The sequence below is a fragment of the Acinetobacter johnsonii ANC 3681 genome, from assembly GCF_000368805.1.
GTDB lineage: Bacteria > Pseudomonadota > Gammaproteobacteria > Pseudomonadales > Moraxellaceae > Acinetobacter > Acinetobacter johnsonii.
Map to the genome: position 1 here is coordinate 84,193 of NZ_KB849706.1, position 26,123 is coordinate 110,315.

21 protein-coding genes and 1 riboswitch are annotated in these 26,123 nt (G+C 42.3%); of the genes, 8 read left to right on the forward strand and 13 right to left on the reverse strand.

Annotated elements, in window-relative coordinates; genetic code table 11:
- Window positions 1-144: 144 nt before the first annotated feature.
- Entirely contained in the window at window positions 145-909 is a 765-nt protein-coding gene (locus tag F946_RS13970) for a DUF4184 family protein (protein WP_004983576.1), read from the reverse strand.
- A 138-nt stretch (window positions 910-1,047) separates the two neighbouring features.
- On the opposite strand from F946_RS13970, the gene znuD reads away from it, so the two are divergent.
- Both znuD and F946_RS13980 read left to right on the forward strand, forming a co-directional pair.
- On the forward strand, window positions 1,048-3,123 hold the full coding sequence (znuD, locus tag F946_RS13975; protein WP_004983578.1) for a zinc piracy TonB-dependent receptor ZnuD: 2,076 nt from the start codon (window positions 1,048-1,050) through the stop codon (window positions 3,121-3,123).
- A 165-nt stretch (window positions 3,124-3,288) separates the two neighbouring features.
- Window positions 3,289-4,752 carry a phospholipase D family protein gene (locus tag F946_RS13980; protein ID WP_004983580.1) on the forward strand — a complete coding sequence of 488 codons (1,464 nt, stop codon included), beginning with the start codon at window positions 3,289-3,291 and terminating at the stop codon, window positions 4,750-4,752.
- A 118-nt stretch (window positions 4,753-4,870) separates the two neighbouring features.
- Here F946_RS13980 and F946_RS13985 read toward each other — a convergent pair whose 3' ends face one another.
- Window positions 4,871-5,323 carry a hypothetical protein gene (locus F946_RS13985; protein ID WP_004983582.1) on the reverse strand — a complete coding sequence of 151 codons (453 nt, stop codon included), beginning with the start codon at window positions 5,321-5,323 and terminating at the stop codon, window positions 4,871-4,873.
- A 193-nt stretch (window positions 5,324-5,516) separates the two neighbouring features.
- Between F946_RS13985 and F946_RS13990 the strand changes: the two genes are divergently transcribed.
- Window positions 5,517-5,972, forward strand: a complete 456-nt coding sequence (locus F946_RS13990; RefSeq protein WP_005401677.1) for an RcnB family protein — start codon at window positions 5,517-5,519, stop codon at window positions 5,970-5,972.
- Window positions 5,973-6,042: 70 nt separating this feature from the next.
- Here the strand turns inward: F946_RS13990 and F946_RS13995 are convergent, their stop codons facing one another.
- The 4 genes from F946_RS13995 to F946_RS14010 form a co-directional block, all read right to left on the reverse strand.
- Window positions 6,043-6,540 carry a phosphate-starvation-inducible protein PsiE gene (locus tag F946_RS13995; RefSeq protein ID WP_004983586.1) on the reverse strand — a complete coding sequence of 166 codons (498 nt, stop codon included), beginning with the start codon at window positions 6,538-6,540 and terminating at the stop codon, window positions 6,043-6,045.
- 140 nt (window positions 6,541-6,680) lie between these two features.
- Window positions 6,681-8,462 (reverse strand): acyl-CoA dehydrogenase C-terminal domain-containing protein, encoded by a 1,782-nt coding sequence (locus tag F946_RS14000; RefSeq protein WP_004983588.1) that lies wholly within the window; start codon window positions 8,460-8,462, stop codon window positions 6,681-6,683.
- Between the two features lie 197 nt (window positions 8,463-8,659).
- Window positions 8,660-10,462: an acyl-CoA dehydrogenase C-terminal domain-containing protein gene (locus tag F946_RS14005; RefSeq protein ID WP_004983590.1), complete on the reverse strand. Its 1,803-nt coding sequence runs from the start codon at window positions 10,460-10,462 to the stop codon at window positions 8,660-8,662.
- Window positions 10,463-10,767: 305 nt separating this feature from the next.
- Window positions 10,768-11,385 (reverse strand): hypothetical protein, encoded by a 618-nt coding sequence (locus F946_RS14010; protein WP_004983592.1) that lies wholly within the window; start codon window positions 11,383-11,385, stop codon window positions 10,768-10,770.
- 137 nt (window positions 11,386-11,522) lie between these two features.
- Here F946_RS14010 and baeS point away from each other — a divergent pair, with 137 nt between their 5' ends.
- The 3 genes from baeS (at window position 11,523) to F946_RS14025 (ending at window position 15,448) form a co-directional block, all read left to right on the forward strand.
- Complete coding sequence (gene baeS / locus F946_RS14015) at window positions 11,523-13,175, forward strand: sensor histidine kinase efflux regulator BaeS (protein WP_004983594.1); 1,653 nt, start codon at window positions 11,523-11,525, stop codon at window positions 13,173-13,175.
- A 19-nt stretch (window positions 13,176-13,194) separates the two neighbouring features.
- Window positions 13,195-13,881: a response regulator gene (locus F946_RS14020; RefSeq protein WP_004983596.1), complete on the forward strand. Its 687-nt coding sequence runs from the start codon at window positions 13,195-13,197 to the stop codon at window positions 13,879-13,881.
- Between the two features lie 211 nt (window positions 13,882-14,092).
- Window positions 14,093-15,448, forward strand: coding sequence for an amino acid permease (locus F946_RS14025; RefSeq protein WP_004983598.1), 1,356 nt, complete (start codon window positions 14,093-14,095; stop codon window positions 15,446-15,448).
- 983 nt (window positions 15,449-16,431) lie between these two features.
- Here F946_RS14025 and F946_RS14030 read toward each other — a convergent pair.
- From F946_RS14030 to F946_RS14060, 7 genes are all read right to left on the reverse strand, one after another.
- Window positions 16,432-16,803: an MmcQ/YjbR family DNA-binding protein gene (locus tag F946_RS14030; protein ID WP_004983600.1), complete on the reverse strand. Its 372-nt coding sequence runs from the start codon at window positions 16,801-16,803 to the stop codon at window positions 16,432-16,434.
- 70 nt (window positions 16,804-16,873) lie between these two features.
- A complete protein-coding gene (locus tag F946_RS14035; RefSeq protein WP_004983601.1) occupies window positions 16,874-18,319 on the reverse strand; it encodes a protein adenylyltransferase SelO in 1,446 nt (481 codons plus the stop codon).
- A 78-nt stretch (window positions 18,320-18,397) separates the two neighbouring features.
- Window positions 18,398-18,727, reverse strand: coding sequence for a DHCW motif cupin fold protein (locus F946_RS14040; protein WP_004983602.1), 330 nt, complete (start codon window positions 18,725-18,727; stop codon window positions 18,398-18,400).
- Window positions 18,728-18,802: 75 nt separating this feature from the next.
- Window positions 18,803-19,969: an acyl-CoA desaturase gene (locus F946_RS14045; protein WP_004697764.1), complete on the reverse strand. Its 1,167-nt coding sequence runs from the start codon at window positions 19,967-19,969 to the stop codon at window positions 18,803-18,805.
- 277 nt (window positions 19,970-20,246) lie between these two features.
- Window positions 20,247-20,969 (reverse strand): glycerophosphodiester phosphodiesterase, encoded by a 723-nt coding sequence (locus F946_RS14050; RefSeq protein WP_004983604.1) that lies wholly within the window; start codon window positions 20,967-20,969, stop codon window positions 20,247-20,249.
- Window positions 20,970-21,276: 307 nt separating this feature from the next.
- Window positions 21,277-21,855, reverse strand: coding sequence for a cob(I)yrinic acid a,c-diamide adenosyltransferase (locus tag F946_RS14055; protein WP_004983606.1), 579 nt, complete (start codon window positions 21,853-21,855; stop codon window positions 21,277-21,279).
- Window positions 21,856-21,955: 100 nt separating this feature from the next.
- Window positions 21,956-23,785, reverse strand: a complete 1,830-nt coding sequence (locus F946_RS14060; RefSeq protein WP_004983609.1) for a TonB-dependent receptor plug domain-containing protein — start codon at window positions 23,783-23,785, stop codon at window positions 21,956-21,958.
- 35 nt (window positions 23,786-23,820) lie between these two features.
- Window positions 23,821-24,027, reverse strand: a riboswitch (cobalamin riboswitch).
- A 143-nt stretch (window positions 24,028-24,170) separates the two neighbouring features.
- On the opposite strand from F946_RS14060, the gene F946_RS14065 reads away from it, so the two are divergent.
- Together F946_RS14065 and trpB are read left to right on the forward strand one after the other, a co-directional pair.
- The gene (locus tag F946_RS14065; RefSeq protein ID WP_004983613.1) at window positions 24,171-24,812 is read left to right on the forward strand and encodes a phosphoribosylanthranilate isomerase; all 642 of its coding nucleotides are present in this window, start codon (window positions 24,171-24,173) and stop codon (window positions 24,810-24,812) included.
- A complete protein-coding gene (trpB, locus tag F946_RS14070; protein WP_004697773.1) occupies window positions 24,796-26,025 on the forward strand; it encodes a tryptophan synthase subunit beta in 1,230 nt (409 codons plus the stop codon). The genes F946_RS14065 and trpB overlap by 17 nt, the downstream gene beginning before the upstream one ends.
- Window positions 26,026-26,123 lie beyond the last annotated feature (98 nt).

Genomic DNA, 26,123 nt, shown 5'->3' on the forward strand with positions numbered 1-26,123 from the left:
AAAATCCAACTATATGGCTAAAGGTAGCGAATACGTAAACAGCGTACCGCCAGAAATAAAGGTAGGATTATGCCTCTTTGGGCATTGACTCTCAAGGTATAGCTTAAAAAAGGTATGAAATAGCAATTAAGCATTGATATAAATTCAGCCCAAACGATAGTCTCGATCTAAAAATAAAAACAGAATGCAGCCAAAGATTAAAATCAGTAAAGCGACTTGGCTAAACTCATTAATACTTCGCCCCGTAAAATAATACAGGTCTGACTGCCAAACTTGTGTGGGGATATAACGTGCATAGTCCCAAACACTGATTAAACCACCTAAAAAGCTCAGTATGAAAAGCCCCATCGCAAAGCGTTTGATTTTTAGACTAACAGGAAAATGTTGCTGATAGGTTTGGTAATAACGCCAACCCATCCACGCCAACAAGGGCAGAGCCAGTGCCGATGTGCCAATTTGTAAAATGCGATGTAGCGGATAATAGTGCCCTAACAAAGAGATCTTCTGGCTTAAAAACTCATGTCCGAACAAAGTTCGGTGATCAACATGGGTGAGTCCGTCCCATAACAGATGCGTAGCCGTGCCGAGCAATATTGCGAGAATAACGGCCACAGAAAATTTAAAAAAACGCAGCATACTGCTCAGCCTTAACTCATGCTGAATACCTAAAAAACGATAAAAACAGGGCCGCAATAGCGCGTACCACAAAACACAAAAACTGAGTCCAATCCAAAGATCGGGGTGAATCAGTGAAGTCCAGTAGTGGGTAGTATTTGAATTGGCTTGTGTAAACAGTCGATAAAGATCGGGGGTCATACTGCCAATGGCAATGGCAGCAATCGGTAAACGGTCACCACTGAGTTTGGCTAAAGGGGGCGCGAGAACGGCATGTGAAATGGTAAAGGGCATTGATCTGTTGGCGTTGGCATCGACTTAGATGGATAGGGAAGTTTATCTTTTTTCTGCGATTGGAATGTTTTTTATTGCAATGAGTTTGAAATGTTATACTATAACAATATTCAAAAATTGTACGCTTGAGTGAGTTCCATGGCTTTCCATAAAAATTTGATAACGCTCTCTATTTTGGCGGTGGTCGCACCTGCCGTTTTTGCAGATGACACAACAACACAACAACTTGAAACGTTGACCAGCCAAGCACATCCACTCGTTCAGACCGCTGCTGATTTTGCGGTGGCTGATCAGGTTGTCGAGCAAAAAAGCTTAAAAGAACGTGCACCGACCATTGGGGATGCTTTGGCCGATGAGCTAGGCGTATATTCAAATCAATATGGTTCAGGTTCAAGTCGACCCGTGATTCGTGGTCAAGATGGCCCACGCGTGAAAGTCTTACAACATGCTTCAGAAACTGCTGATGTCTCGACTTTATCGCCAGACCATGCCGTGACGGTCGATCCGATTTTGGCCAAGCAAATTGAAATCATCCGTGGCCCTTCAACCCTGTTATACAGTGCAGGCACCGTGGGCGGTTTGGTCAATGTCACCGATCAAAAAATTCCAACCAGCATGCCTGAAAAAGGTCTAGAAGGTACGGCGGGATTACGCTACAACTCTGGCAGTGATGAAAAGTTGGCCAGTGCTGGGGCGACGGTTGCTTTGGGCAGTCAGTTTGCTCTACGGGTTGAAGGTTCAAAGCGTGAAGCGAATGACTATATTGCGCCGAACTATTTCCACGAGCATGAGGGTGAACTCGAAAAAGAACGTCGTGTTGGAAATACCTTTGCCAAAGGCGAAACTGTCAGCGTTGGTGGCTCATGGATTGGTGAGCGTGGTTTTGCGGGTATTGCCTATACCAACCGTCAAGATCAATACGGTTTACCTGGGCACAGCCATGAATATGAGAGCTGTCATCCACATGATGATCATTTGCACTGTGACGGGAGCGATAATCATGGACATACGGATGAACATGATCACTCAGGACACGACCATGCACATGACGAACATGAGACAGGGCCTTGGGTAGACTTAAAGTCGGAGCGTTATGACTTCCGTACAGAAATTTTAAATCCGATTGCAGGGTTTGAGAAGTTACGTGCCCATGCCAGTTATACCGACTACCAACATGATGAAATTGAAGGTGATAGCGTTGCAACCACCTTTAAAAGTAAAGGGTATGATGCGCGTCTAGAAATGGTGCATCAGCCGATTGCGGATTGGGAAGGTGTGGTTGGCGTACAGTACAATCAACAAAAATTAGATATCACGGGTGAAGAGTCTATTTTAGAACCGACCAAGACGCAAAAGTGGAGCGTATTTGGTTTAGAACACAAGCAGTGGAATGACTTCCATTTTGAGTTAGGGGCACGTGTCGATCAGCAGACGATTGATATTGAGTCCAATCGAAAAGACTATGATGATTATGCCGTGTCCTATTCGGGTGCTGTGAATTGGATGTTTGCACCGAACTATAAACTGTCTTTGGTCGGGTCACATCAAGAGCGTTTACCTTTGGCACAAGAGCTTTATGCCGATGGTAAGCATCTTGCAACCAATACCTATGAGCGTGGCAATGAAAATCTGGATGTCGAAAAGTCCAATAACCTAGAGTTAGGTTTCCATTACGATACGGATAAAATTGATTATCATATTCATGTTTACCACAATTGGTATGACAACTATATTTATGCTCAAACAACTTATCGTTACAAAAACTTCCGCTTGGTAGACTACACCCAAGACAAAGCGCGTTTTTATGGGACTGAAGCAGAAGCCTCTTATGCTATCAATGATGTTTATAAAATGAGTGTCTTTGGTGACTATGTACGTGGCAAAATTGACAATGAAAATGCGCCACGGGTGCCTGCAGGCCGTTTAGGAACAAAAGTGAATGCTAACTTTAGTGACACATGGTCGGGTACGGCAGAGTACTACCATGTGTTTGAGCAAGATCGAATTGCAAGCTATGAGACTGAAACTGAGGGCTATAACATGGTGAATTTGGGCTTGGCGTATAATGGTCAGTATATGCAGGGCAATGATTATCGCGTGTATTTCAAAGCCAATAACCTTCTAGATGAGACGGTTTATTCGCATACTTCTTTCTTATCAACCATTCCACAAGTGGGGCGTAACTTCACGGTTGGCTTGGACTTTAGTTTCTAAGGTGCTATTTCAAGCTTCAACCCAACCTTTTCCGTAGAGAGGAGGTGCTCCCTCTCCTTAAAGGAGAGGGTTAGGGAGAGGTTGCCAAAACATTGACAACAGAAATCCTCTTGAAAAATCAAACAATAAAACCTAGTCTGAGTATATTGGATTAGGTTTTTTGTTATGCGTATCTTTCGAAAATTACATCAAAAGCTCAACTGGACATCGACCCGTTATGTCGGTGTCGTGGTGGGTTTATTGGCTCTGACTTATTTAACCTCCGCAGTTTACCATAGCGTTAAACCACTGCCTGATGGGCTGGACTATACGGGCAAGTTACGTCATGCCGATGTCAAATTTATTGCAGATCAAACCTATATCGATGCACAAGGCAAGCAGCAACAAGATCATCATATTTTCAACGCAGTGTTTCAACTGATTGAAGATGCACAAACCACGATTGTGTTGGATATGTTCTTGTTTAACGATGAAGTGGGGACATCTCAAGCATCACAACGGGCTTTGACTCGTCAGCTGACCGATGCGTTAATTGTCAAGCGAAGCTTGCATCCAAATATTGAAATCAAAGTCGTTACCGACCCGATTAACTCAGTATATGGCGGACTATTACCTGAGCATTACCGTAAGTTACGTCAGGCAGGCGTGGATGTAATTGAAACCGATTTACGTCCGCTCCGTGCATCGAATCCCGTTTGGTCTGGTTTTTGGTATCTCTGTTGTCAAAACGCAGGCAATAATCCCGACGGTGGTTGGTTAAGAAACCCATTTGGGGATGAAAAAATCACCCTACGTAGTTATTTAAACTTATTTAACTTTAAAGCCAATCACCGCAAAACTTTGGTGGTCGATACCGCCGAAGGTTGGAAAACCTTGGTCACATCTGCGAATCCGCATGATGGCAGTTCGCGACATTCCAATGTGGCGCTGTTGGTGACAGGCAATACCGCAATTGATGTGTTGAAAACAGAGCAAACTGTGGCACATATGTCTCAGGGCGATGTACCAATGGTGATTCTAGGCGAAATTGCAGGAAATCCATCTCAACCGCAGGTACAGGTGCTGACGGAAAAAGCAATCCTAGACGCAACACTCAACTTGTTGAATACGGCAAAAACCAATGACCAGATTGATTTGGCGATGTTCTATTTGTCTGAGCGTCAAATTATCAATGCTTTAAAAGATGCACAGAAGCGTGGAGTTAAACTTCGGATTTTACTCGACCCCAATAAAGATGCATTTGGTCGTCAAAAGAATGGAATTCCTAATCGTCAAGTTGCGTCTGAGCTTAACGATGCAGGTATTACAGTACGTTGGTGTAATACTCAAGGAGAGCAGTGTCATAGCAAAATGATTTTAAAACGCCATGCGCAAGAAGCCGAGCTTATTTTAGGTTCTGCGAATTTTACCGCACGGAATTTGAAGAATTATAACTTAGAGACCAATTTACGTGTGATTGGCCAGTCTAATGCAGCGGTGTTTATAGATACACAGCAATATTTTGATGGGGCATGGTCGAACTTAAATGGTCGTCAAATGAGTGTGGGCTATGAGCAATATAAAGATGAGTCAAAACTCAAATATGGGCTATACCGCTTTATGGAATGGAGTGGTTTGTCGACGTTTTAATTTTGAATTCCTTTTGCCATTTCTTACCGTTTCATTAAAAGCGGAACTTCCTTTATTGTGCAAGATGAAAAGTCCCTCTTTTTAAAGAGGGATTTAGGGAGATTTAATTTTTAAGATTTTACTGCTCAGGATTTGGCGGGATGATTTGATCCAAATCTTTATCGGTCATCTTATCGAGTTCATGTAGATCGGTTTTGATTTTCCATTTTTCGGCATCTTCCACTGGGCTCGGTAGACGCGCTTCTAACCAGTCACAAATGACATCGGGTGGAAAGTCAGGGTGGTTACACTGAATGACCCATGCCAAGAATTGTTTGGCTTCACCATTCATATACGGCGGCGGTGAAACAGGTAAAAACTGCGTCGGCAGGCGCTCATTTTTAGAAATATAGTTCAGTACATGTCCCAACTCTTGTACCGTTTGCCATGCCAAAGGATGATCTACATCAATTTGAAACTTAAACCACCATGCACTTTTGCCATCTGTGCCATAAGCATCAATCAGATTTTTTTGAATACTGGGCACTTTTGCAAAATATTCATAGAGTCGATCAAAACTTAATTCAGCCACGATTGTTCATCCAATACATTTATAAACAAAGATTAAGTATAAACTGAAAACTCATGCATTTTTTGCTTTTCAAAGAAATCCTGCTTCAAACCTTATAGTGGTGATAACGACCAGTGATCTAAAATTGATGGTTTGTACATTTTTTATCCATAAAATGGGTTTAAAATAATAATATTCACCTCAGTGGAGGAAGATGATGAAATATTTAAAAATAATCTATGGAATAAGTTTACTCAGCTTATTTCCTGCACTGAGTTCTGCTCAACCAGCGACGCGTTATTATGGAAAACCGCTGACTTCGCAAACCCAGCGTTTCCCAACCTATGCTGGGCCGTATCAAGGTGCAATGCCCAGACCTACATCACCGCCTCAAATTGAGCCCCCTCATCACAGACCACCTCCACATCATCCACCACATGGCGGATATCCGATGCGACCGGGTGTGAGTATTATTTACCGAGCACCCAGCTATTCAACCTATAGTCAGGAAACCAATAGCTATGTGTATGGGGATGGCGACTCCAGTATCGAAAGCCGTGATTATGTGTTGATTACCGATTGGAGACGTTTGGGATTGCCAGACCCACCTGAAGGCATGCACTGGATCTATGAAAATGGACGCTACGCTTTAGAACCAGATTCAAAATAAATGAATCTTTGCTTGATACAGAAAACCCTCCGTTGTTTAGACGGAGGGTTTTTTAGTGGTCAATAAAGAATTAAGCGAGTTCATCATCTTGTGGGCGTGGTGTTTTCCCTTCAGGCAAAGGCTTGTCGGCATGTTTATCCCGAATTACTGAAGGATAATTCCACGATGCATAACGCACCACCAAGATTGCAATCGCCATAATTAAAATTGAACCCGTAATAATCACCAAGTCCATATCAGCTTTGTGGTCATGCTGGATATCGGAAATTAAAAGACGGGTGAGGGCGGTGATGGCAATATAAATTAAAAAGCGGACAGGCATGTGGTTGGTTTTAAAATAGATACCGACCATTGCACCCAGTTCGAGGTAGATGAATAACAGTAAAATATCATCAATTGAGGCATATTGTTTAATGGTCAGGATCTCATAAACGGTATGTCCTGCCGACCAAATCACCATACAGCCAATAATAAATAAAGCCACATAGTGAAAACTTTCTACTGCAGTATTGCCCAGTTTATCGAGGAGGGTTTCAATTTTCTCTATTTTGGGGTCACGGTTGGTCATGGCAGCCTCCTGATATGTTGATGACGGTTTATTGCATCATATGCAAATTTCATGCACGTGACGTATAAAAGCAAAAATAAAGCTGAGCCATAAAAAAACGCCTGACAAAGCAGGCATTTTTTTATTCAGTCATTAAGCGATTAAGCTTGGCTGGTGAAGTAGTCTTCAGAGAAGTTCATGATGACTTCTGCACCTGCTTTTACTTTTGCAATACGTAAGTCTATTTCAGGCAAAATACGTTGAGCGAAATAAGCTGCAAGCGCCAGTTTGTTTTGATAGAAATCACCATCTTTGGCTTTTGCAGCATTGGCAATTCTTGCAAACATATAGGCAAAGCTGAGTAGGCCGACTGCATGTAAGTAATCCACTGCTGCTGCATTCGGGAACTCCGCACTTTCAGCAGCGCGTTCAAGGATATACTTGGTCACTTCTTCCACTTCAGTTGCCGCATCGAGTGTTGCATCTTTAATGAAGTTTAGGTCAGCGTCTAAGCTGTTAGCAAAGTCACGGATTTCAGTAATGTAGTCAGCGATGAAAGCACCACCACATTTAATGGTTTTACGACCGATTAAATCTTGAGACTGAACGCCGTTGGTGCCTTCATAGATTTGTGCAATACGTAAGTCACGTACACACTGCTCCATACCCCATTCACGAATATAACCATGACCACCGAAGACCATTTGTGCATCTAAAGTTGCTTGGAATGCTGTGTCAGTTAAATACGCTTTTGCAATTGGGGTTAACAGTGCAACACGGTCATTGGCTGCTTTCACCGCTTCAGGGTCTGTTGAGAACTTGGTGATATCAAGTTGCTGACCCACGTAAACTGCAAAGGCACGAGATGCTTCGTTGTTCGCACGTGCATTAAGCAACATGCGACGCACATCACCATGCACAAGAATGCTGTCTGCAGGCTTAGCAGGTGATTGAACACCTGATGCACTACGACCTTGTAAACGGTCAGTCGCATACTGTGCAGCATTTTGGTAGGCAAATTCAGATGCGCCTAACCCTTGAATACCCATCGACAAACGTTCGTAGTTCATCATCACGAACATTGCCGCAAGGCCTTCATTTTCTTTACCGACCAAGTAACCTTTGGCACCATCAAAGTTCATTACACAAGTTGCAGACGCTTTGATCCCCATTTTGTGTTCAATTGAACCTGGACCTGCCGCATTACGCTCACCTACAGAACCATCTGCATTCACTAGGAATTTAGGCACGATGAATAATGAAATACCACGTGAACCCGCAGGTGCATCAGGAGTTTTTGCTAGAACCAAGTGAATGATGTTTTCAGCTAAGTCGTGGTCACCGCCTGTAATAAAGATTTTGGTCCCTGTAATGTTATAGGTACCGTCTTCGTTACGTTCAGCTTTAGTTTTGATAATGCCTAAATCTGTACCTGCATGTGGCTCAGTTAAACACATGGTCCCAGACCATTCGCCTGAGTAAATTTTAGGTAAATAGGTTTCTTTTTGTTCTTGCGATGCGTAGCTGTTCAGCGCCATACCTGCACCGACAGAAAGAAGCGGGTAGAGCATGAATGATGGGTTAGTTGCGAACAGCATTTCATCTGCTAGAACTGTCAGCATTTTTGGCATGCCTTGACCGCCCCATTCTTCATCAGCCGCTAAGCCAATCCAGCCGCCTTCAGCATATTGCTTAAACGCTTCTTTAAAACCAGCAGGTGTAGTCACTGCTCCATTGCTAAATGTTGCACCTTCTTCATCACCTGTACGGTTTAAAGGCAGGGTTACGTTCTGCGCAAATTTAGCCATTTCCTCGAGGATCGCTTCAGCCGTCGCACTGTCTACATGAGCTAGATTTTCATTAGACTGCCAGAACTGATCTGCATTGAAAACGTCATTGAGGATAAATTTCATATCCGCAAGTGGGGCATTATAAATTGGCATGTTCGTTCACCTGTTTATTGTTTGAATCTCTGTAGACTTAGGACAGCTTAATTAACAACGGAGAGTGTTATCAGATGACCCAAGCGAAATAACGCTCTATTTATAAAGAAAAAGGACCGCCAAAGCTATGACTGTCCTTTTTCATTTCTGTACTCAAGAGTACAACTATTTCGAATATCGAATTAGTTATTAATTACTTAGAATGCAAAGTGCTCTGCATCTAATGCGAGTAATGGTTCTACGCCACCAGCAATCACATCAACGTGTGAGCGAACACGTGGAAGAATCTTCTTGAAGTAGAAACGAGCTGTCGTGACTTTCGCATTATAGAAGTCAACGTCAGTTGTACCTGCAGCCAATGTTTCTTGAGCCACAAGTGCCATACGTGCCCATAGGTAAGCAAGCGTTACATAACCAGAGAAGTAGAGGTAATCGACCGCAGCAGCACCGACTTCATCTGGGTTTTGCATTGCTTTCATACCAATTTGCATGGTTAAGTCGCCCCACTCTTTGTTTAGAGCAGCAAGTGGTTCAACAAACTCTTTCATTGCAGCATTGTCTTTGTTTGCTTCAACAAATTTGTGAATAATCTTAGTGAAGTCTTTTAACATTGCACCTTGAGTACCCAAAACTTTACGACCTAACAAGTCAAGCGCTTGGATTTCAGTTGTCCCTTCGTATAAACACGCAATACGTGTATCACGAACGATTTGTTCCATGCCATGCTCTGAAATAAAGCCGTGACCACCAAACACTTGAACGCCGTGTTTTGCAGATTCAGAACCTGTTTCAGTCAAGAATGCTTTTGCAATTGGAGTAAGCAGTGACAAGATGTTGTCAGAAGATTTACGCTCTTCTTCCGTTGCACCTTGCTCAACCACGTCCGCATGTAGAGACAATAAGTAAACCAGTGCACGACCACCTTCAGCAAATGCTTTTTGAGTTAACAGCATGTTACGAACAGCAGGGTGAACAATAATTGGATCGGCTTCTTTTTCTGGTGCTTTAGGACCTGTCAAAGAACGCATTGCCAAACGGTCTTTCGCATAGGTTAATGCACCTTGGAATGCACCTTCAGATGCAGCAAGACCTTGAACAGCAGTACCAATACGTGCGGTGTTCATGAAAGTGAACATGCAGTTTAAGCCACGGTTTTCAGGGCCAATCAGGAAGCCTTTTGCATTGTCAAAGTTGATCACGCAAGTTGAGTTCCCGTGGATCCCCATTTTGTGTTCGATAGAACCACAACGCACCGCGTTACGCTCACCCACAGTACCGTCTGCGTTTAAGTTAAACTTCGGTACGATGAATAAAGAAATACCTTTGGTGCCTTTAGGTGCGCCAGGAAGACGAGCAAGTACAATGTGAACAATGTTCTCAGCCATGTCATGTTCACCCGCTGAGATAAAGATTTTCTCACCCGTGATTGCATAGCTACCGTCTGCTTGTGGCTCAGCTTTAGTACGGATAATACCCAAGTCAGAACCAGCGTGTGATTCTGTTAAGCACATCGTACCTGTCCAAACACCTGAAACAAGGTTTGGTAAGTAAGCATCTTTTTGTTCAGCTGAACCATGATGTTCTAAAGTACGAACTGCACCATGAGAAAGACCTGGGTACATACCCCATGCCCAGTTTGCAGTACCGACCATTTCTGAAATCACGTTACCCAAAGAAACAGGTAATGCTTGACCGCCATATTGCTCTTCAGCAGAAAGAGACGGGAAGCCAAGTTCGATATATTTTTGATACGCTTCTTTAAAGCCTGTTGGAGTTGTAACAACGCCATCATTCCAAGTACAACCTTCGCGGTCGCCGCTTTGGTTGATTGGAGACAATTCGTTTTCACAGAAATCTGCAGCAGCTTCTAAATATTGGTCAACCAATTCACGGCTTACGGTTTCCTGAAATGCAGGCAATTTAGAATAGTGTTCTTCTGCATTCAATAGCTCATGCAGTACGAATTGCATATCACGTAAGGGCGCTTTGTATTGTGGCATATCGGTTTCCTCAATACTGGTTTAACCAGCTTATAATCCTAATAAACATAAAAACGTGTCTTCTTTGACACGGATTGGAATAACTTAATCGTGCAACATCTTCTAATTTGGTACAAGCGGTTCAGGTGCTTTTCTTGGTGACTGTAAAGTCAAATAAATATTATTCAAAATCGCTAAGTGCACTGAGTGTAAACAGTTTTGCTGCTTTTGGCATGACATAAATAGTCAAAAAGCGTAAAAAGTTATGTCCAATAAAAAAGGCGCAATTTGCGCCTTTTTGATCTATTTATACTTTTTAGAGTGGTTTAAGCAGCCTTATTGGGTGCTGAAACAGGAGCTTTAGGCTGGAAGTGAACCATACATTTGCCATCTACTGTTTGTGTGCCGACTTTTAACTGCACGGCTTTACCATCAGTTTGACCTTGGCAGGCTTTGGTCGCGGCTTGTTGACGCGCTTGACGTTCAGCTAAACGTTGATCGTATTGCTGGGTTAACTCAGCACGTTTCGCATCGGTTAGTGGTTCGCCGCGTTGCATATGCATGCCACGGAATTCACCACGATCGGCTTGATCACCACGCATTGGGCGATGTTCACCACGTTTCATTTCATCACGGTTCGGTTTAAATGAAATCGCACATGTGCCTTCTAGTGTTTGCTCACCTGCTTTGACTTGGACTGCTGAACCCACCGCTTTGCCATCGCAGGCTTTTTTAATGTCTTGCATGACTTGTTTACGTTCAGTACGCATTTTTTCAAATTGTTCGCGTTGTTCAGGTGTCATGTGACGGTCTTTCTGATAATGACCATGCATATGTTGCGACTGCTCCATATCTTTCGGTGCTTGGGTGGATTGACAAGCAGTCAACACACCTACAGATAAAACGCTGGCAGTGGCTAAAGCCATTTTTGTCATCTTATTCATTCTACAACTCCCCCATACAAGAGCATGTCATTTTGGATGATTAAAGATTAAATAATAAAGATGTAGAAACAATGGAGAGTTTTTTGATGCAGTGTTCTATACAATAACAAGGCAAAAGAACGACCGAGAGATTGCTTTTGAAGATTCGCCGCGTACCGATTGCTTTACGCTTATTCCTCACTGTATTGCTGACCACTTTGGTGATTACCACGGTGAGTTTAGGTGTGTTGCATTGGACGATGCAAAAGAATTTTGCCAAATATGTGGCGGACGTGGAAATGCAAAAGCTCGATCATCTGATTGATAACTTGGCTGGCGTTTATAGCACTTATCATGACTGGGGCAATGCCATTCAAGCGCAAATTTTGCAGATTGAAGGACATGCTGCGCCAGATGATTATGACCGTCTCTCTCGTTGGTGGTTACGTCGCCAGTACGACATTGCTTTGCAACAGCGTTATTTTAAAGAAAATACCAAAACCTTACTCAGTGATGTTTCTACCACTGAAGTCAAACATGAAAAACAGATTTTAACCGAACAAGAACTGCAAGCTTTGGAGGAAAACTTACCTTCGGAGTTTCAACCCTTTGAAGGTTTAAAGTTCCCACTCAGCGCCAATCAAAATGTTTTTCGTCCAGATCGTAAAAAAGAAGAGATTGAACAAGAGAGCAAACAAAACACAGGCAAAAAACAGTTTATTTCCACGCCTGACCGTTTGGGTCTTAGCTCGCGTTTGTCTTTATACGATACGCAGCGTCAGTTTGTGGTCGGTGAGCCTTCGGATGATCAAGTTTCTTTCCGGCCTATTGTGGTGAATAACCAAGTGGTGGGGTATTTGGGGTTGAAACCAGTTCTCGATCAAGATGATGCGTTGAGTATTAACTTCTTTAGTAATCAAAAACGTTATTTATTACTGGTCTATGGTTTAACCGTTTTTGCCAGTTTAATTGCTGCGTTGTTACTTGCGACTTATTTTAAGACACCGATTCAACGCTTGTTGAATGGTACGCGTGAATTAACGAAGGGTAATTTTCAGCATCAAGTCAAAGTGAATCGAAACGATGAGCTGGGTGATTTGTCTAATGAACTGAACCAGTTGGCGGTGATTTTAGATCAGCATGAAATTTCACGTCGTCAATGGGTGTCAGATACTTCACACGAGTTGAAAACGCCGTTGGCGGTATTACAAGCACAGATCGAAGCAATGCAAGACGGAATTCGAAAACCAACGCCTGAGCATTTTGAATCGATGTTACGCCAAGTCACCAGCTTGAAAAAACTCACGCATGACTTGGCCGATTTGGCGCAAGCGGAAGCACAGCAATTAAACTGTTACTTTGCAACCGTGAACCCGTGGGCGGTGATTGAGCAAGAAGTGGAAAACTTTAAGCCTAAATTTGAACAGGCCCATTTAAGCATCAGTGTCGAAGGTGAGGGCGCTGAGTTACAACTTGATATTGACCGCTTTAAGCAAATCATGGTCAATTTGTTGGGTAATAGCATTCGTTATACCGAAGCGGGTGGTCAGGTTCGAGTTCATACGGAACAGTCTGCAACAGATTGGACGGTCTATGTCGATGACAGTCCATATAGCTTAAGCGATGAGCAGTTGGCACGACTCGGTGAGCGTTTCTACCGAGTCGATGACTCGCGTACGCGTAGCACAGGTGGTACAGGTTTAGGTTTGGCTTTATCGGCTAAACTGGCACAGGCTTTAGGCGGTGAATTGAGTTTTGATCATTCGCCTTTGGGTGGTTTACGTTGCAAGTTAACGTTCCCAAAAAAATGAAACACAAAAGGAAGTATGTATGAAACATATTATGCTGGTTGAAGATGAAGTAGAACTTGCACAATTGGTCCGCGATTATCTTGAAGCAGCGGGCTTTGAAGTCAGTATGTTTCACGATGGTCAGGACGCATTTGATAGCTTTACGCAGCGTAAACCGAGTCTGATGATTTTAGATTTGATGGTGCCGCGTATGGATGGCTTGACCATTTGCCGTAAAGTCCGTGAACAGTCGGATTTGCCGATTATTATGGTCACCGCACGCACCGAAGAAATTGACCGTGTGCTTGGCTTGAACATGGGAGCAGATGACTATGTGTGTAAACCCTTTAGCCCGAAAGAATTGGTAGCGCGTGTCCAAGCTGTGTTACGCCGTTTAGAGCGTAAAGCTGAGCCTGAAGATCAGTCTTTGTTCCGTATGGATAAAGCGCAGCAACGCATTTGGTATCAACAAAAGCCTTTAAACCTAACGCCGACCGAGTTTCGTTTACTGGAGTTGTTTTTAGAGCATGTGGGACAAGTCTATTCACGTGCGCAGTTACTGGATCATATCAACCCAGACAGTTTTGAAGTAGCTGACCGTGTGATTGATAGCCATATTAAGAACTTACGTCGTAAGATTTCGGATGCAGCTGAAACAGGTAACCGTCATGAATGGGTGCAGGCGGTATATGGGGTAGGCTACCGTTTTGAATATCCTGAAGATTAATTCAGTTTTCTGAACGATAGAAGAAGCGGATAAGCCTTGGGTTATCCACTTTTTTATGGGATTCAAGCAAAGGCGGCAATCAAAATCTACAGTCCGTTTAAACCTTCAACTGGTGAAATGAAACCGAGTAATCTGCGATTTTAAAGGGCAAGACTGGTTGATCGCTTGTGCAAGCGGTACAATTCATTTTTTTATCAGATGAGCATGTGTTTTGAGCAGCGAGACGCCTAAACTTCAGCGCCGTTTAAAGAATCGCCATATTCAATTGATCGCCATGGGTGGTGCAATTGGCACAGGGCTGTTCTTAGGTTCAGCACATATTATTGAATCTGCTGGCCCATCGATTATTTTGGGTTATATGATTGGCGGTTTGATTGCATTTTTAATTATGCGTCAGCTCGGTGAAATGATTGTGCATGAGCCAGTGACGGGTTCATTCAGCTACTTTGCCTTTAAATATTGGGGGCAGTTTTCAGGCTTTTTAACGGGCTGGAACTACTGGGTACTGTATATCTTGGTGGTGATGACTGAACTGACCGCGATTGGCAAGTATGTGAATTACTGGTGGCCACATATTCCTGCGTGGGTCTCGGTGCTGGTGTTTTTTGTGGTGATCACACTGGCCAATCTTGCCAATGTCAAACTGTATGCGGAGTCTGAGTTTTGGCTGTCGATGATTAAAGTTGTGGCGATTATCGCCATGATCATCTTCGGGGTTTATCTGTTGTTGACGGCTGATGTCGGTTCAACCGCATCTGTCACGAACTTATGGGCACATGGCGGGTTTTTCCCACATGGTTTTGAAGGCTTGTTTTATATGCTGGCCTTTATGATGTTTGCCTTTGGCGGCATTGAGCTGATCAGTATGGCGGCTGCGGAAACCGAAGATCCTGAAAAGAACATTCCAAAAGCCGTCAATCAAACGGTGATTCGGGTTTTCCTGTTCTATATTTGCTCGCTGGCGATTCTTTTGTCTTTAGTGCCTTGGAATCAATTGGATTTGGGTGGTTTAGATAAAAGTCCATTCGTGCTTATTTTTAAGCAAATTGGCATTGATTGGGCAGCGCATTTACTGAATTTTATTATTCTGACTGCATCAGTTTCTGTTTGTAATAGTGGGATGTATGCCAATAGTCGCATGCTTTTAGGTCTGGCAGAACAAGGCAATGCCCCGCAAGTTTTTAAGCAGGTGAATCGGCAAGGGACACCGATTGCGGCGGTTTTATTTTCAGCATTACTGATTTTTGGTTGCGTGCTGTTGAATTACTTTTTGCCTGAAAAAGCGCTCAGTTATCTGATTTATATTGTGGTCAGCGCGGCGGTGTTGAATTGGATGATGATCAGTTTGATCCATCTTAAATTTAGACAGAGTATGAAAAAGCAGGGCATTCAAACCAAGTTTCCAGCGTTATTTGCACCGTTTAGCAATTATTTTGTTTTAGTATTTATGCTGATGATTTTATATATCATGTGGAATCAAGGTTTTATGCTTTCCGTGTTGATGCTTCCTGTCTGGGTCCTCGTGTTATTTGTTTTATTTAAAACATTGAAGACTAAGAAGAGCTAAAGCGCAGGTGATGATGTTGAAAAGGACTCATATGGAGTCCTTTTTTATTGGGCTTTTAATTGTTTCGGGTTCTGGTCCATGGGTGAATTCTAAGTATCTAAAATAATGTTTTAGTTTGTCTTTTTACTTTTACGTTTGTTTTAGATAAAGTCGATGAGCCGATATTCATATCAGCGAAGCATTCTGCTGGTCATGAGCATGTCACTTAGGGTTGGACTATAAGATAGCGTCCAAACTTTTCGACAATACATTTAAATAAGCAACTGAATATGAAAATGACTAAGACTTTACTGATTCTCAGCCTGTCTTTGTACGAGTTCACCCTGACTTTCTGATTAACTTGAGTGGAGAGTGAGCGACTTGCATACTCTATCTTTTCAGATTGATATGTATAGATAATTAAATAGGCAAAATGGAGAAAGAGTGGTTGTATTTCCGACAGATTGAAGCAGTGGGCTATAAAGTTGCTTTTAAATCACGCAAAAATTAATTTTAAGGAGTCAGGTTCAGCTTCGGTCATCCTGAAAACTATCCACAATTTCTGCGGATAATTTTGGGGGTAAGTCTAATTAAGCTTATTTTTCCATGTACGTTTTGGCTTACAACTATTCAAGCGGATTGCGTCTAGGTCAGTCCCAAGATTTTTTATATGATGCAGTCATAGAAAACAGGAAGTTCCAAAACATAAAACAAAAATGATAAGTTCAACACTAGGATGTGAGGTACGACAGGAGTTATACCTAGCTAACCAATACGAAAAAGCTCGACAGGATGTCGGGCTTTTTTTATGAGCTCTCAATTACCCACTTCGCTTTTAGTCTCGAATTTTTGCTTCCAAAGTAGGCAATACGTAGAGAACGTTGAAAAGCTGCTCAGCAGAGACAATATATGTTCAAATCCATGACCTGTTTGATGCAGTGATAGAGTTGAGCTTTAGAAAATGTAATAGGAGTAATTAACAATCTTTTTCATTCAATACATAGTTAGGTGATGGCTTGAAGTGCAGCTATTCGCTGTCTTTGTTGTTTATTTAGCTTGGATACCACGAGCTCATAAGAACTTTGTACCAGATCAATGACTAAATCCGAATCTAAGTCTTCATGCTCATAAATTGAAATCCAATGCTTTTTATTCATATGCCAACCTGCATGAATATACGGATAAATATCACGTAACATCGCGCCGTGGTCAGGCGTGACTTTTAAATTACTTAAAGTCGTACCACTTAAAGATGAATTGAGCAAAAACATTTTATCCATGACTTTATAGACATCACAGCCCTCACCAAAGGGCTGACTACACGTCACTTCTGGCAGGGCAAGTGCAGCTTTTGCAGCAATAAGATGTAAGGACATGTTGACCATCACTCTAGTGGGCGAAGCCCTGTGGATATTGTTTAATTTATCCACAGTTTAAGCCAAACGCTTAAGAGGAACAACTCACCATTACCTCTGGAACATCGGTTGGTAAAGGTGCTAAATCTTCCGCTTTCTCTAGTGCTACATTCCGCTCAAACGGGTGGCTAAGTAGGTCAAATAAGCGTTCGACTTCTGAGAAATCATTCCGCTCAGCCAGCTCAATCGCTTTTTGTGCCATGTGATTGCGTAGGATATAAACTGGATTGGCTTGTTGCATGGCTGCATTGAGTTCTGCCGTGTCTTGATTCGCACGGATCTGTTCATATTGCGCGAGGAAACTTTCAAACTGACGACGGTCAAGGCAGTCATCTTTAATCATTTCATATTGTTGATTCTGTAAACGCGTAAAGCTTTGTGTGTAGTCGAGCTGTTCGGTTTGTAGAATCCGTAAGAAAGTCATGGCACAGTCAAAACTCTCAGTGTGGAAATGAGGTAAGCCCATTTTCTGACTTAAACCCAGTTTGTAGTGCTCCAAGAACGTGGGTTCATAGTGCTCTAAGCAATCGGCAAGGTCTTGCTTCCATTGTTCTTTGTCATAGTCTTGCGGACAAAGCGGAATGAGGTTATTCAACCATGTCCATAAATTCCAATGTCCAATGCTTGGCTGCTGCTGATAGGTATAGCGGCCTTGATAGTCAGAGTGATTGTTAATCCAATTCGGGCGGAAGCGTTCCATAAAACCATAAGGGCCAAAATCGAGGGTTGAGCCTGTAATGTTTAAATTATCGGTATTCATCACCCCATGTGCGAAGCCGACCAATTGCCATTTGGCAATCATTACTGCTGTCCGTTGAATCACTTGGGTTGCAAATGCCAAAACAGGGTGCTCTGCCTCTAAACACTCAGGGTAATGCCATGCGATGCACTTTTGGGTAAATTCGTCGAGTAAATCAGGTTGATACTGATTGATCCATTCAAAATGCCCCAAGCGAATATGACAGTCTGATGTACGTAACATCATGGCACCGAGTTCCAATTTTTCCCGCTGCACGCCTTGAGCCGATGAGGTAAAGCCAACAGCGTTACTTGATGAGACACCTAAACTATTCAGCGCATGTCCAGCCAAATACTCACGAATGACGGAGCGAAGTACCGCACGACCATCTCCCATTCGCGAATAAGGAGTAGAACCTGCACCCTTTAAATGCAGGTCAATGGTTTGCCCATGTTGATCGAGAATTTGTGCGATCAATAACCCCCGACCATCACCGAGCTGTCCTGCCCACTGACCAAATTGATGTCCTGCATAGACCATTGCCAATGGTTCAAATTCACTAAAGGTTTTTTGTCCGCTACAAATCTCTACCCAAGACTGTTTGTCGGCTTCAGACCATTGCAACTGTTCTGCCAATGCGGCATTGAAATGACCTGCTTTTGCGCCTTTTAGTGGCAAGGGCTGTTGATGGTGATAAAGTTTTGAAGGAAGGAGAGAATAGCGTGAATTGAACTGCATAGTGAAGGATCACAAGGGATAAGCCATGACCCCATCAATATAGCAAAGTTTTAGTGTTAAGACATATATCCAACTGTTTTAGTCAACTATAAACAGTTTGGCGCCTTTTGAGGTGGACGAGCGATGGGCTTCGGCTTGATCCGCAACTTGGTAACTCATGCCAGCAGTGAGGGTAAAGCTACGACCATCATCTAGTTCGGTGTGTAGTTCACCTTCTAAGCACAACAGGATATGCCCTTTAGAACACCAATGGTCGGCCAAATAGTTCTCAGAATACTCCACCATACGCACGCGAATCGCGTCAAATTGCTGAGTACGCCATAGGGCATAACCTTGATCACCTGTATGGCGGGTGGTTGGTATCTCGGTCCAATTGGTGATACCGAAAGGAATGTTGTTAATATCCATGTTGTTATCCTTTATGAACTGCTAAAAAAAGCCCCTTGCGGAGCTTTCTTTTGAAATGGTGAATCAGATAATTAATTACTGAGAAACAGGGGCTTTTTTAATGCTACGCATCAAGGTGGTTAAAGTTTGACGATGATGACCTAGACGCTGTTCAACCAATTGAAATTCAATTTTGAGCTTTTCATCCATTTGATGGATTTTTTCAGCCACTGCTGTTTTCTTGGCTTGAATTTCTTGTTCTTTCAATTTTGCCCAGTCATTCAAGGTTTGGGTGAATGCATCATATTCCTGTGCAATACGAGCTTTCGCAGAGCTGATGTCATCACTGACATTGAGACCATGAACTTCTAAGTCTTGCTCAGCATATTTAAACTTCATCGCAAGTTCAGCTTTTTTAATATTGAAGCTCGGAATACGACGTAAGTTTTTAGCTAAACCCAGTTTTGAGCATGACCAAATCAACCATTTAGTTGGGTCATATTGCCACCATTTCACACCATTACGGTAGTCGTATTGGAAAATGTGGTGGTAGTTATGATAACCCTCACCCCAAGTCGCAATAGCTAACCAGAAGTTGTCACGTGCGGTATTTTCGTCGGTATACGGACGTTTGCCCCACATGTGGCATAAAGAGTTAATGAAGAACGTGACGTGGTGGCTGAGGATTAAACGCATTAATCCGCCCAACAATAACACGCCCCACAAGTCGCCTACAGCCCAACCAATTGGTAATAAAATACCCATGTGGACGCTAATCACTAAAGGAACATAGTATTTGTGTTGGAACATCACCAATTTATCATTCAGTAAATCGGGTGCATTTTTAAAGTCAGGCTCTGCTGATGGATAGTCACGAAGCATCCAACCCATATGCGCATACCAAAAACCATTGTTAATCGAGTATGGATCTTTCTCGATATCATCGACATGGCGGTGGTGGGTACGGTGACCTGAACTCCAAAATAAAATACTGTTTTGCACGGCAAAGGTACCCATAATCATCAAAATGATTTTTAAAGGTAAGCTTGCTTCATAAGCACGGTGTGCCCATAGACGGTGATAGCCAGCGGTAATACCTAAGCTACTAACACCCAGTAATACAAACATACTGATCCAAGCAGCTAAGCTGAAATCATGCTGAAAGGCATATAAGGGAATTGCAATCACAGCCACAATGGGAAGAAAAACCAATGCAAAAATTGCAACCCAGTTAAATGGGGCTTTGGGTAGGGGAGCATTCATCTCCAACAGCACTCCTGAAACCTTGGGAGGTATAAATGGAAGGTCAATCCATTACTTTTTGCATGGATTAAGCTACAGCATATTAGCATGAGCGAACCTTGGTTCACTAGCATTATTGTACAGATGTATTGTACTAAACAGTAACAGAATACGAATGTTTAGATATCAAAATTATCGAAGCATTTCTAGGCTTTATATTAGCAGAGCGATCAATATGAAAAATGAACATTTTCAGTGCTACTAGTCATGTAAAACTCAAGTCCATCTTTGGCATTGTTCAATGCACATCTATCAAATGTTGTAGCATCATTTTAGGAAAATCTGTAATTAATCCATCAATGCCACAGTCACGTAAATGTTTGGCGCGCTCGATGTCATTCACTGTCCAAACACTAATGGCTAAATTTACTTGTTGTGTGGCTTTTAACAAGTCATCGGTTGCGAGTTGGTTCATCCAGCCGATTTGGCAACAGTCGTATTTGAGCGCTTGTTCAATCGCGAGATGTTGAATATCGTCTTCAATTAATAAGCCACGTTTAAATGTTGAGTGTTGATCTTGGAGTGCTTGTAGGATTTTAAGATCAAAACTAGTGATGACCGCAGTGCGTTCAAAGCCTCTAAGTTGCTGTGTGAGATGGTGTGTTAGTCGCTCAGCTTCAGCTTGTGTTTCTACAGCTTTGACTTCAACTTCAAGATGTTCGAAGTCCTGCATAATCTGAAGGGCTTGTAGCAATGTTGGGGTACTTTGCTTTTTCCAGTCTAACCAAATATGTGCTTGATTATAGGTATCGAGTTGTGTGCTGTTTAATGGGTAGAGCGCTTGGTCGATCCCTGTGGTTCGGAGCATGTTGTCATCATGCATAATGATCAGCTCATGGTCTTTGAGCTGACGAACATCAAATTCGACCGCACGTATGCCCAGATCATGAATATATTGAAAACCGCCGAGTGTATTTTCTGGGGCTTCGCCACGTGCACCACGATGTCCGATGATTCTCATATTGAACCTGATCTATATATGTCTTTTGAGTGATTGTAGCGCTAAAACATTGGATTGGGGGATAGATTCTAAGGTGGAGATATTAGATATGCGTAAATGCGATTTGTAATGGTTTGCGGCGGAACTGAATTTGAATGAAATGCTTCTGTGAAATTTAGGATAAGAGATGGTAGTAGACGAGTTTTACGCTTGGAAAATGGTTTTGGTTTCTTTTCACAAAAGAAAAATAATATCAAAAAGTCTTCCAGTGAATTGATCACAGGAAGACTTCGAAAAAATCTATTTCGTTCTAAAAACTTAGAATCGTTTAAATAGTTTCATTGATATTTTTTTGCCAAAGTACTTCCGATCCACCTTCAGCACGCTGTAAAGCACGCGATGCAACAAAAAGCCAGTCAGATAAGCGGTTGAGTAACTGTAGTGCGGTGCTTTGAATATTTTGATCACGAGTGTGCACCGACATTAAGCTACGTTCAGCTCGGCGACATACCGCTCGTGCTTGATGTGCATAGCTACATGCCAAAGAACCTGAAGGGAGAATAAACTCTTTCAGCATCGGTAAGTTTTCATTCATACGGTCAATTTCTTGTTCAAGAAACTCAATACAAACAGGCTGGAGCAAATGATAATTTGGAATACACACTTCACCGCCTAAGTCGAAAAGCCAGTGCTGGATCAGGCTTAAGCTTTTATCCCATGTGGCTTTGTCCGTGATTTGACTTGCGGTAATTTGAGCACGAAGTACGCCAATTGTTGAATTAAGTTCATCCACATCACCAAGTGCGGTAATTCTTAGATCATCTTTAGTGACACGTGATCCATCACCCAGACCTGTGGTGCCTGAGTCGCCAGTACGGGTATAAATTTTACTTAAACGGTGGCCCATAATTTGTCCTGCCTAAAGAATGAAAAAAAGGATAATGCCGGTCAAAACATTATCCATAAACTGCGCTGTTTTAAATGGTTTTTTGAGTCTTTACATTAAATTAATAACGGAAAGTGACTCCTGCGGTAGCCAGACGGCCGCCATTCATATAGTAATAACCACGGTCTTGATATGCGGTTTTATATTCAACATCACCAATATTCTGAATATTCGTGAAGAGTTTTACATATGGGTTTACATTCCAAAATGCATTGATATCAATGGTTGCATAACCTGAAGTACTATAGTTTTTATTCCACTCTTTGGCTTTAGATTTGGCAACTAATGAAGCACTAATACCATAAACTTCGTTTTGTAAACCAGTCGTTAAAGTGAATCCTTGGCGAGGTCTACGTTTTAAATCTTCATTGGTTTCTTCATTTTGAGCTTTAACATAGCTATAGGTTGCTTTCGTAAACAATTCATCTTGTTGCCAACCTAGATATAGCTCACCGCCTTGATAAGTTGCCTCTTGAATATTGGTTAATAAACCATTTGAACCAGATGCAATTAAGTCATCTACTTTTATGTAATAAGCAGATAAACCTGTTTGGAAACCGTAAGCTAAAACCTGATCAAGACCAATTTCATAGGAAGTACTTTCTTCAGGATCTAAGTTAGGATTACCATTCCATGAGTTATAGAGTTCATTTAACGTTGGTGATTTAAAAGCAGTGCCAATATTTGTATAAATACTTGTGTTAGCGAATAATTGATAACGTGCCGCCATTTGGCCTACAGTATGTGAACCATATTTTTCGTTATCTTCAAGGCGAATACCAACTTGAGTATTTAGTTTTGAACCGTTGTATTGATGTTGAGCATAGTAACCAGTTGAATCTACATCTTCATTATAAGGTGTACCATAAGATAAGATGTCGCCTTCAAGTTTGCGATGGGTAATCCCAGAAATAATAGATTGGCTAGGAGTGAAGTTCCATTTGCCATAAAGTTCAGCTTCTTGTGTCTTACTATGGACGTAGTCTGTTGAATCTTTTTGATCAACTTCGTCATTAAATTGAGATAAACGTGTGTTGAGTTCAAATTGATCCGTTACATTTAAACGGCTACGCAGATTGATGATCTCATTTTCAAAATCTTGTTTTAGTAACGTACCATCAAAGGTGTAAGCATCATATAAGCTTGTACCTTTATTACTGCTGTAATCTACTGATACAGCATAGTCTTCTTTTTCGACGCCTAATTTGGTACTAAAGCCTTTTTGATCGAAAGATGCAGTATCAGTTTTATTGGTTTTTTGATCCGTCACTTTAGTTGCATCTGATTCTAGGCGTTGACCACGAACTTGTGCATAAAAACCATTTTCTGCTAAGTCTGCACCTATTACAGATTTATAAGTGCTGTGCTCACCCATTTCTCCTGTAATAAAAGCGCCTGTTTTTTCTGGTGTTTTAGATACAAGTTGAATTACACCGCCAATCGCATCGGTACCATATAAGACGGATGCTGGACCTTTGAGAACTTCAATTTGTTTAATGTCAGTAGTATCTAAAAATGCAAGACTTGCAGTACCTGAAGAAGCATTATTTAAACGAACACCATCACGTAAAATTAAGGTGTGATCTGATTCAGTTCCACGTAAGTAGATATCTGCAAGCTGCCCTATACCACCGCTTTGCACCATATTGATCGCGGCATCTGTTTTTAATAGATCAGGTAAAGATGCAATTGGCGATTGTTCTACAATCTGTGGTTCAATAATTGAGATACGTGCTGGTACGTCTTTAATCTTTTCTTCAGAACGTGTTGCAGTTACAACTAGTGTATCTAAAGAGGCATTAATGCTGTCTTTTGCAGATGCAGACACGGAGAAACCCATCGCAATAGCGATTGCGCCCACTAAAGCTGTAGGCTGAAATAAATTTGGCATGCTGGCTCCATACATTCACCCCCCGTGAATGATTGAGTTAAATGGCGCAATAAGCAGGTCTCCGGACTTAAATATAAATATTGCGAACAATATTGGTATATCCATCTTCCCACACGAGTGCAGTGATGTAAGTGCAAACACTTATAAAGATATACGTTTCGTTTTACCGTTGCGGGGGCAGTGTTGGACTCTCACCAACTTCCCTAAAGCATAGTGCTTAGACTTATTGCATTTGCGCGAAGTATAAGGTTTGTATGTGAATTAAACAATCTATGTAAAGATTTTTCAGGATGAACTTTACGCAAGGCGAAAAAATTGCATTACAATGATTCGCCCTGTTATTTATAGATCAGCTATAAATAGGGTTGAGCCAGAGTCATAACCTATGCGAACCCGTGCCAAAATTTGTGGAATTACCCGTAGCCAAGATATTCAAGCTGTGGTCAATGCCGGGGCAGATGCAATTGGTTTTGTATTTTTCCCGCCTAGTCCACGTCATGTTAGTGCAGCTCAAGCCAAAGAACTGATCCAACATATACCTGCCTATGTGCAAACTGTTGGACTTTTTGTGAATGCCACTGCGGATGACATTGCGGATGTGTTAAAACAAGTGGCACTGGATATCATTCAGTTTCATGGTGATGAAACATCAGAAGACTGTCAGGCGATTGCGGCACAGGTTGGGCGTCGCTGGTATAAAGCCATTCAAGTGAAACCTGAACTGGATGTGGTGGCAGAAGTTCAACGCTTTCAACAGGCAGGGGCAAGCGCAGTGCTCTTAGATGCATGGCATCCTGAACTGAAAGGGGGAACAGGACACAGTTTTGACTGGTCACAATTCCCTAAGCTCGATATTCCTTTAATTTTAGCGGGTGGTTTAACCCCAACTAATGTTGAAGACGCTATAAAGACGACTGGGGCTTATGCTGTAGATGTCAGCGGAGGCGTCGAATCCGCTAAAGGTATAAAAGACCAACAACTTATAGAAAACTTCATGCAAGGAGTCCATCGTGGATCAGCAAAGTAATGTGATTGACTATACCCAATACCCAGATGAACGTGGGCATTTCGGTATCCATGGCGGACGTTTTGTGTCAGAAACTCTAATGGCAGCATTAGAAGACTTAGAAAAGCTCTATTTCCGTATGAAAGATGATGAGCAGTTTCTGGCAGAATTCGACCGTGACCTCGCCTACTATGTAGGTCGTCCTAGTCCTTTATATTATGCTGAGCGATGGTCAAAAGAGTTGGGTGGTGCGCAAATTTACTTAAAACGTGAAGACCTGAATCATACGGGTTCACATAAAGTGAATAACACCATTGGTCAGGCTTTACTGGCAAAACTGTCGGGTAAAAAACGTATTATTGCTGAAACTGGCGCAGGCCAGCATGGTGTCGCAACGGCAACCATCGCAGCACGTTTAGGTCTTGAATGTGTTGTGTTCATGGGTGCAGAAGACGTGAAACGTCAAGCCATGAATGTTTATCGTATGCGTTTACTCGGTGCAACTGTTGTGCCTGTGGAAAGTGGCTCAAAAACATTGAAAGATGCCATGAACGAAGCCATGCGTGACTGGGTGACCAATGTTGATTCAACTTATTATGTGATTGGTACGGTTGCAGGCCCACACCCATATCCGCAGTTAGTTCGTGACTTCCAGTCAATTATTGGTCGTGAAGCTCGCAAACAAATTCAAGAGCAAGCAGGGCGTTTACCTGATGCCTTGGTGGCATGTGTAGGCGGTGGTTCAAATGCAATGGGCTTGTTCTATCCGTTCTTAAATGATGCCGATGTCAAAATGTATGGTGTTGAAGCGGCTGGCTATGGCATTGAAACAGGTAAACATTCTGCACCGTTAAATGCTGGTCATGTTGGTGTATTACATGGTAACCGTACGTATTTAATGTCGGATGAACAAGGTCAAATCATTGAAACTCATTCAATTTCCGCGGGTTTAGATTATCCAGGTGTAGGCCCTGAACATAGTTTCTTAAAAGATATGCATCGTGTTGAATATGTGCCAATCAATGACAATGAAGCTCTGCAAGGTTTCCGCGATTTAACTCAGATTGAAGGGATTATTCCGGCATTGGAAAGTTCTCATGCCATGGCTTATGTCACTAAACTTGCGCCAACGATGTCTAAAGACCAAATTATTATTGCGACGGTTTCAGGCCGTGGTGATAAGGACTTAATGACTGTGGCACGTATTGATGGCGTGGAAATGGTTGAGATGTAATTAGCTCCTTGAAGCCTCCCTATTTGGGAAGGTTTTACGACTAGATTTAAAGAATCGTGTTGGGTGAAAGCTCAGCACGATTTTTTCTTATGTAGATA

What these genes read in the sequence shown, in the direction of transcription:
- F946_RS13970 (WP_004983576.1), bottom strand. Translation starts at nt 909, where the DNA reads ATGCCCTTTACCATTTCACATGCCGTTCTCGCGCCCCCTTTAGCCAAA.
- znuD (WP_004983578.1), top strand. Translation starts at nt 1,048, where the DNA reads ATGGCTTTCCATAAAAATTTGATAACGCTCTCTATTTTGGCGGTGGTC.
- F946_RS13980 (WP_004983580.1), top strand. Translation starts at nt 3,289, where the DNA reads ATGCGTATCTTTCGAAAATTACATCAAAAGCTCAACTGGACATCGACC.
- F946_RS13990 (WP_005401677.1), top strand. Translation starts at nt 5,517, where the DNA reads ATGATGAAATATTTAAAAATAATCTATGGAATAAGTTTACTCAGCTTA.
- F946_RS13995 (WP_004983586.1), bottom strand. Translation starts at nt 6,540, where the DNA reads ATGACCAACCGTGACCCCAAAATAGAGAAAATTGAAACCCTCCTCGAT.
- F946_RS14000 (WP_004983588.1), bottom strand. Translation starts at nt 8,462, where the DNA reads ATGCCAATTTATAATGCCCCACTTGCGGATATGAAATTTATCCTCAAT.
- F946_RS14005 (WP_004983590.1), bottom strand. Translation starts at nt 10,462, where the DNA reads ATGCCACAATACAAAGCGCCCTTACGTGATATGCAATTCGTACTGCAT.
- F946_RS14010 (WP_004983592.1), bottom strand. Translation starts at nt 11,385, where the DNA reads ATGAATAAGATGACAAAAATGGCTTTAGCCACTGCCAGCGTTTTATCT.
- F946_RS14020 (WP_004983596.1), top strand. Translation starts at nt 13,195, where the DNA reads ATGAAACATATTATGCTGGTTGAAGATGAAGTAGAACTTGCACAATTG.
- F946_RS14030 (WP_004983600.1), bottom strand. Translation starts at nt 16,803, where the DNA reads ATGTCCTTACATCTTATTGCTGCAAAAGCTGCACTTGCCCTGCCAGAA.
- F946_RS14035 (WP_004983601.1), bottom strand. Translation starts at nt 18,319, where the DNA reads ATGCAGTTCAATTCACGCTATTCTCTCCTTCCTTCAAAACTTTATCAC.
- F946_RS14040 (WP_004983602.1), bottom strand. Translation starts at nt 18,727, where the DNA reads ATGGATATTAACAACATTCCTTTCGGTATCACCAATTGGACCGAGATA.
- F946_RS14045 (WP_004697764.1), bottom strand. Translation starts at nt 19,969, where the DNA reads ATGAATGCTCCCCTACCCAAAGCCCCATTTAACTGGGTTGCAATTTTT.
- F946_RS14050 (WP_004983604.1), bottom strand. Translation starts at nt 20,969, where the DNA reads ATGAGAATCATCGGACATCGTGGTGCACGTGGCGAAGCCCCAGAAAAT.
- F946_RS14055 (WP_004983606.1), bottom strand. Translation starts at nt 21,855, where the DNA reads ATGGGCCACCGTTTAAGTAAAATTTATACCCGTACTGGCGACTCAGGC.
- F946_RS14060 (WP_004983609.1), bottom strand. Translation starts at nt 23,785, where the DNA reads ATGCCAAATTTATTTCAGCCTACAGCTTTAGTGGGCGCAATCGCTATT.
- F946_RS14065 (WP_004983613.1), top strand. Translation starts at nt 24,171, where the DNA reads ATGCGAACCCGTGCCAAAATTTGTGGAATTACCCGTAGCCAAGATATT.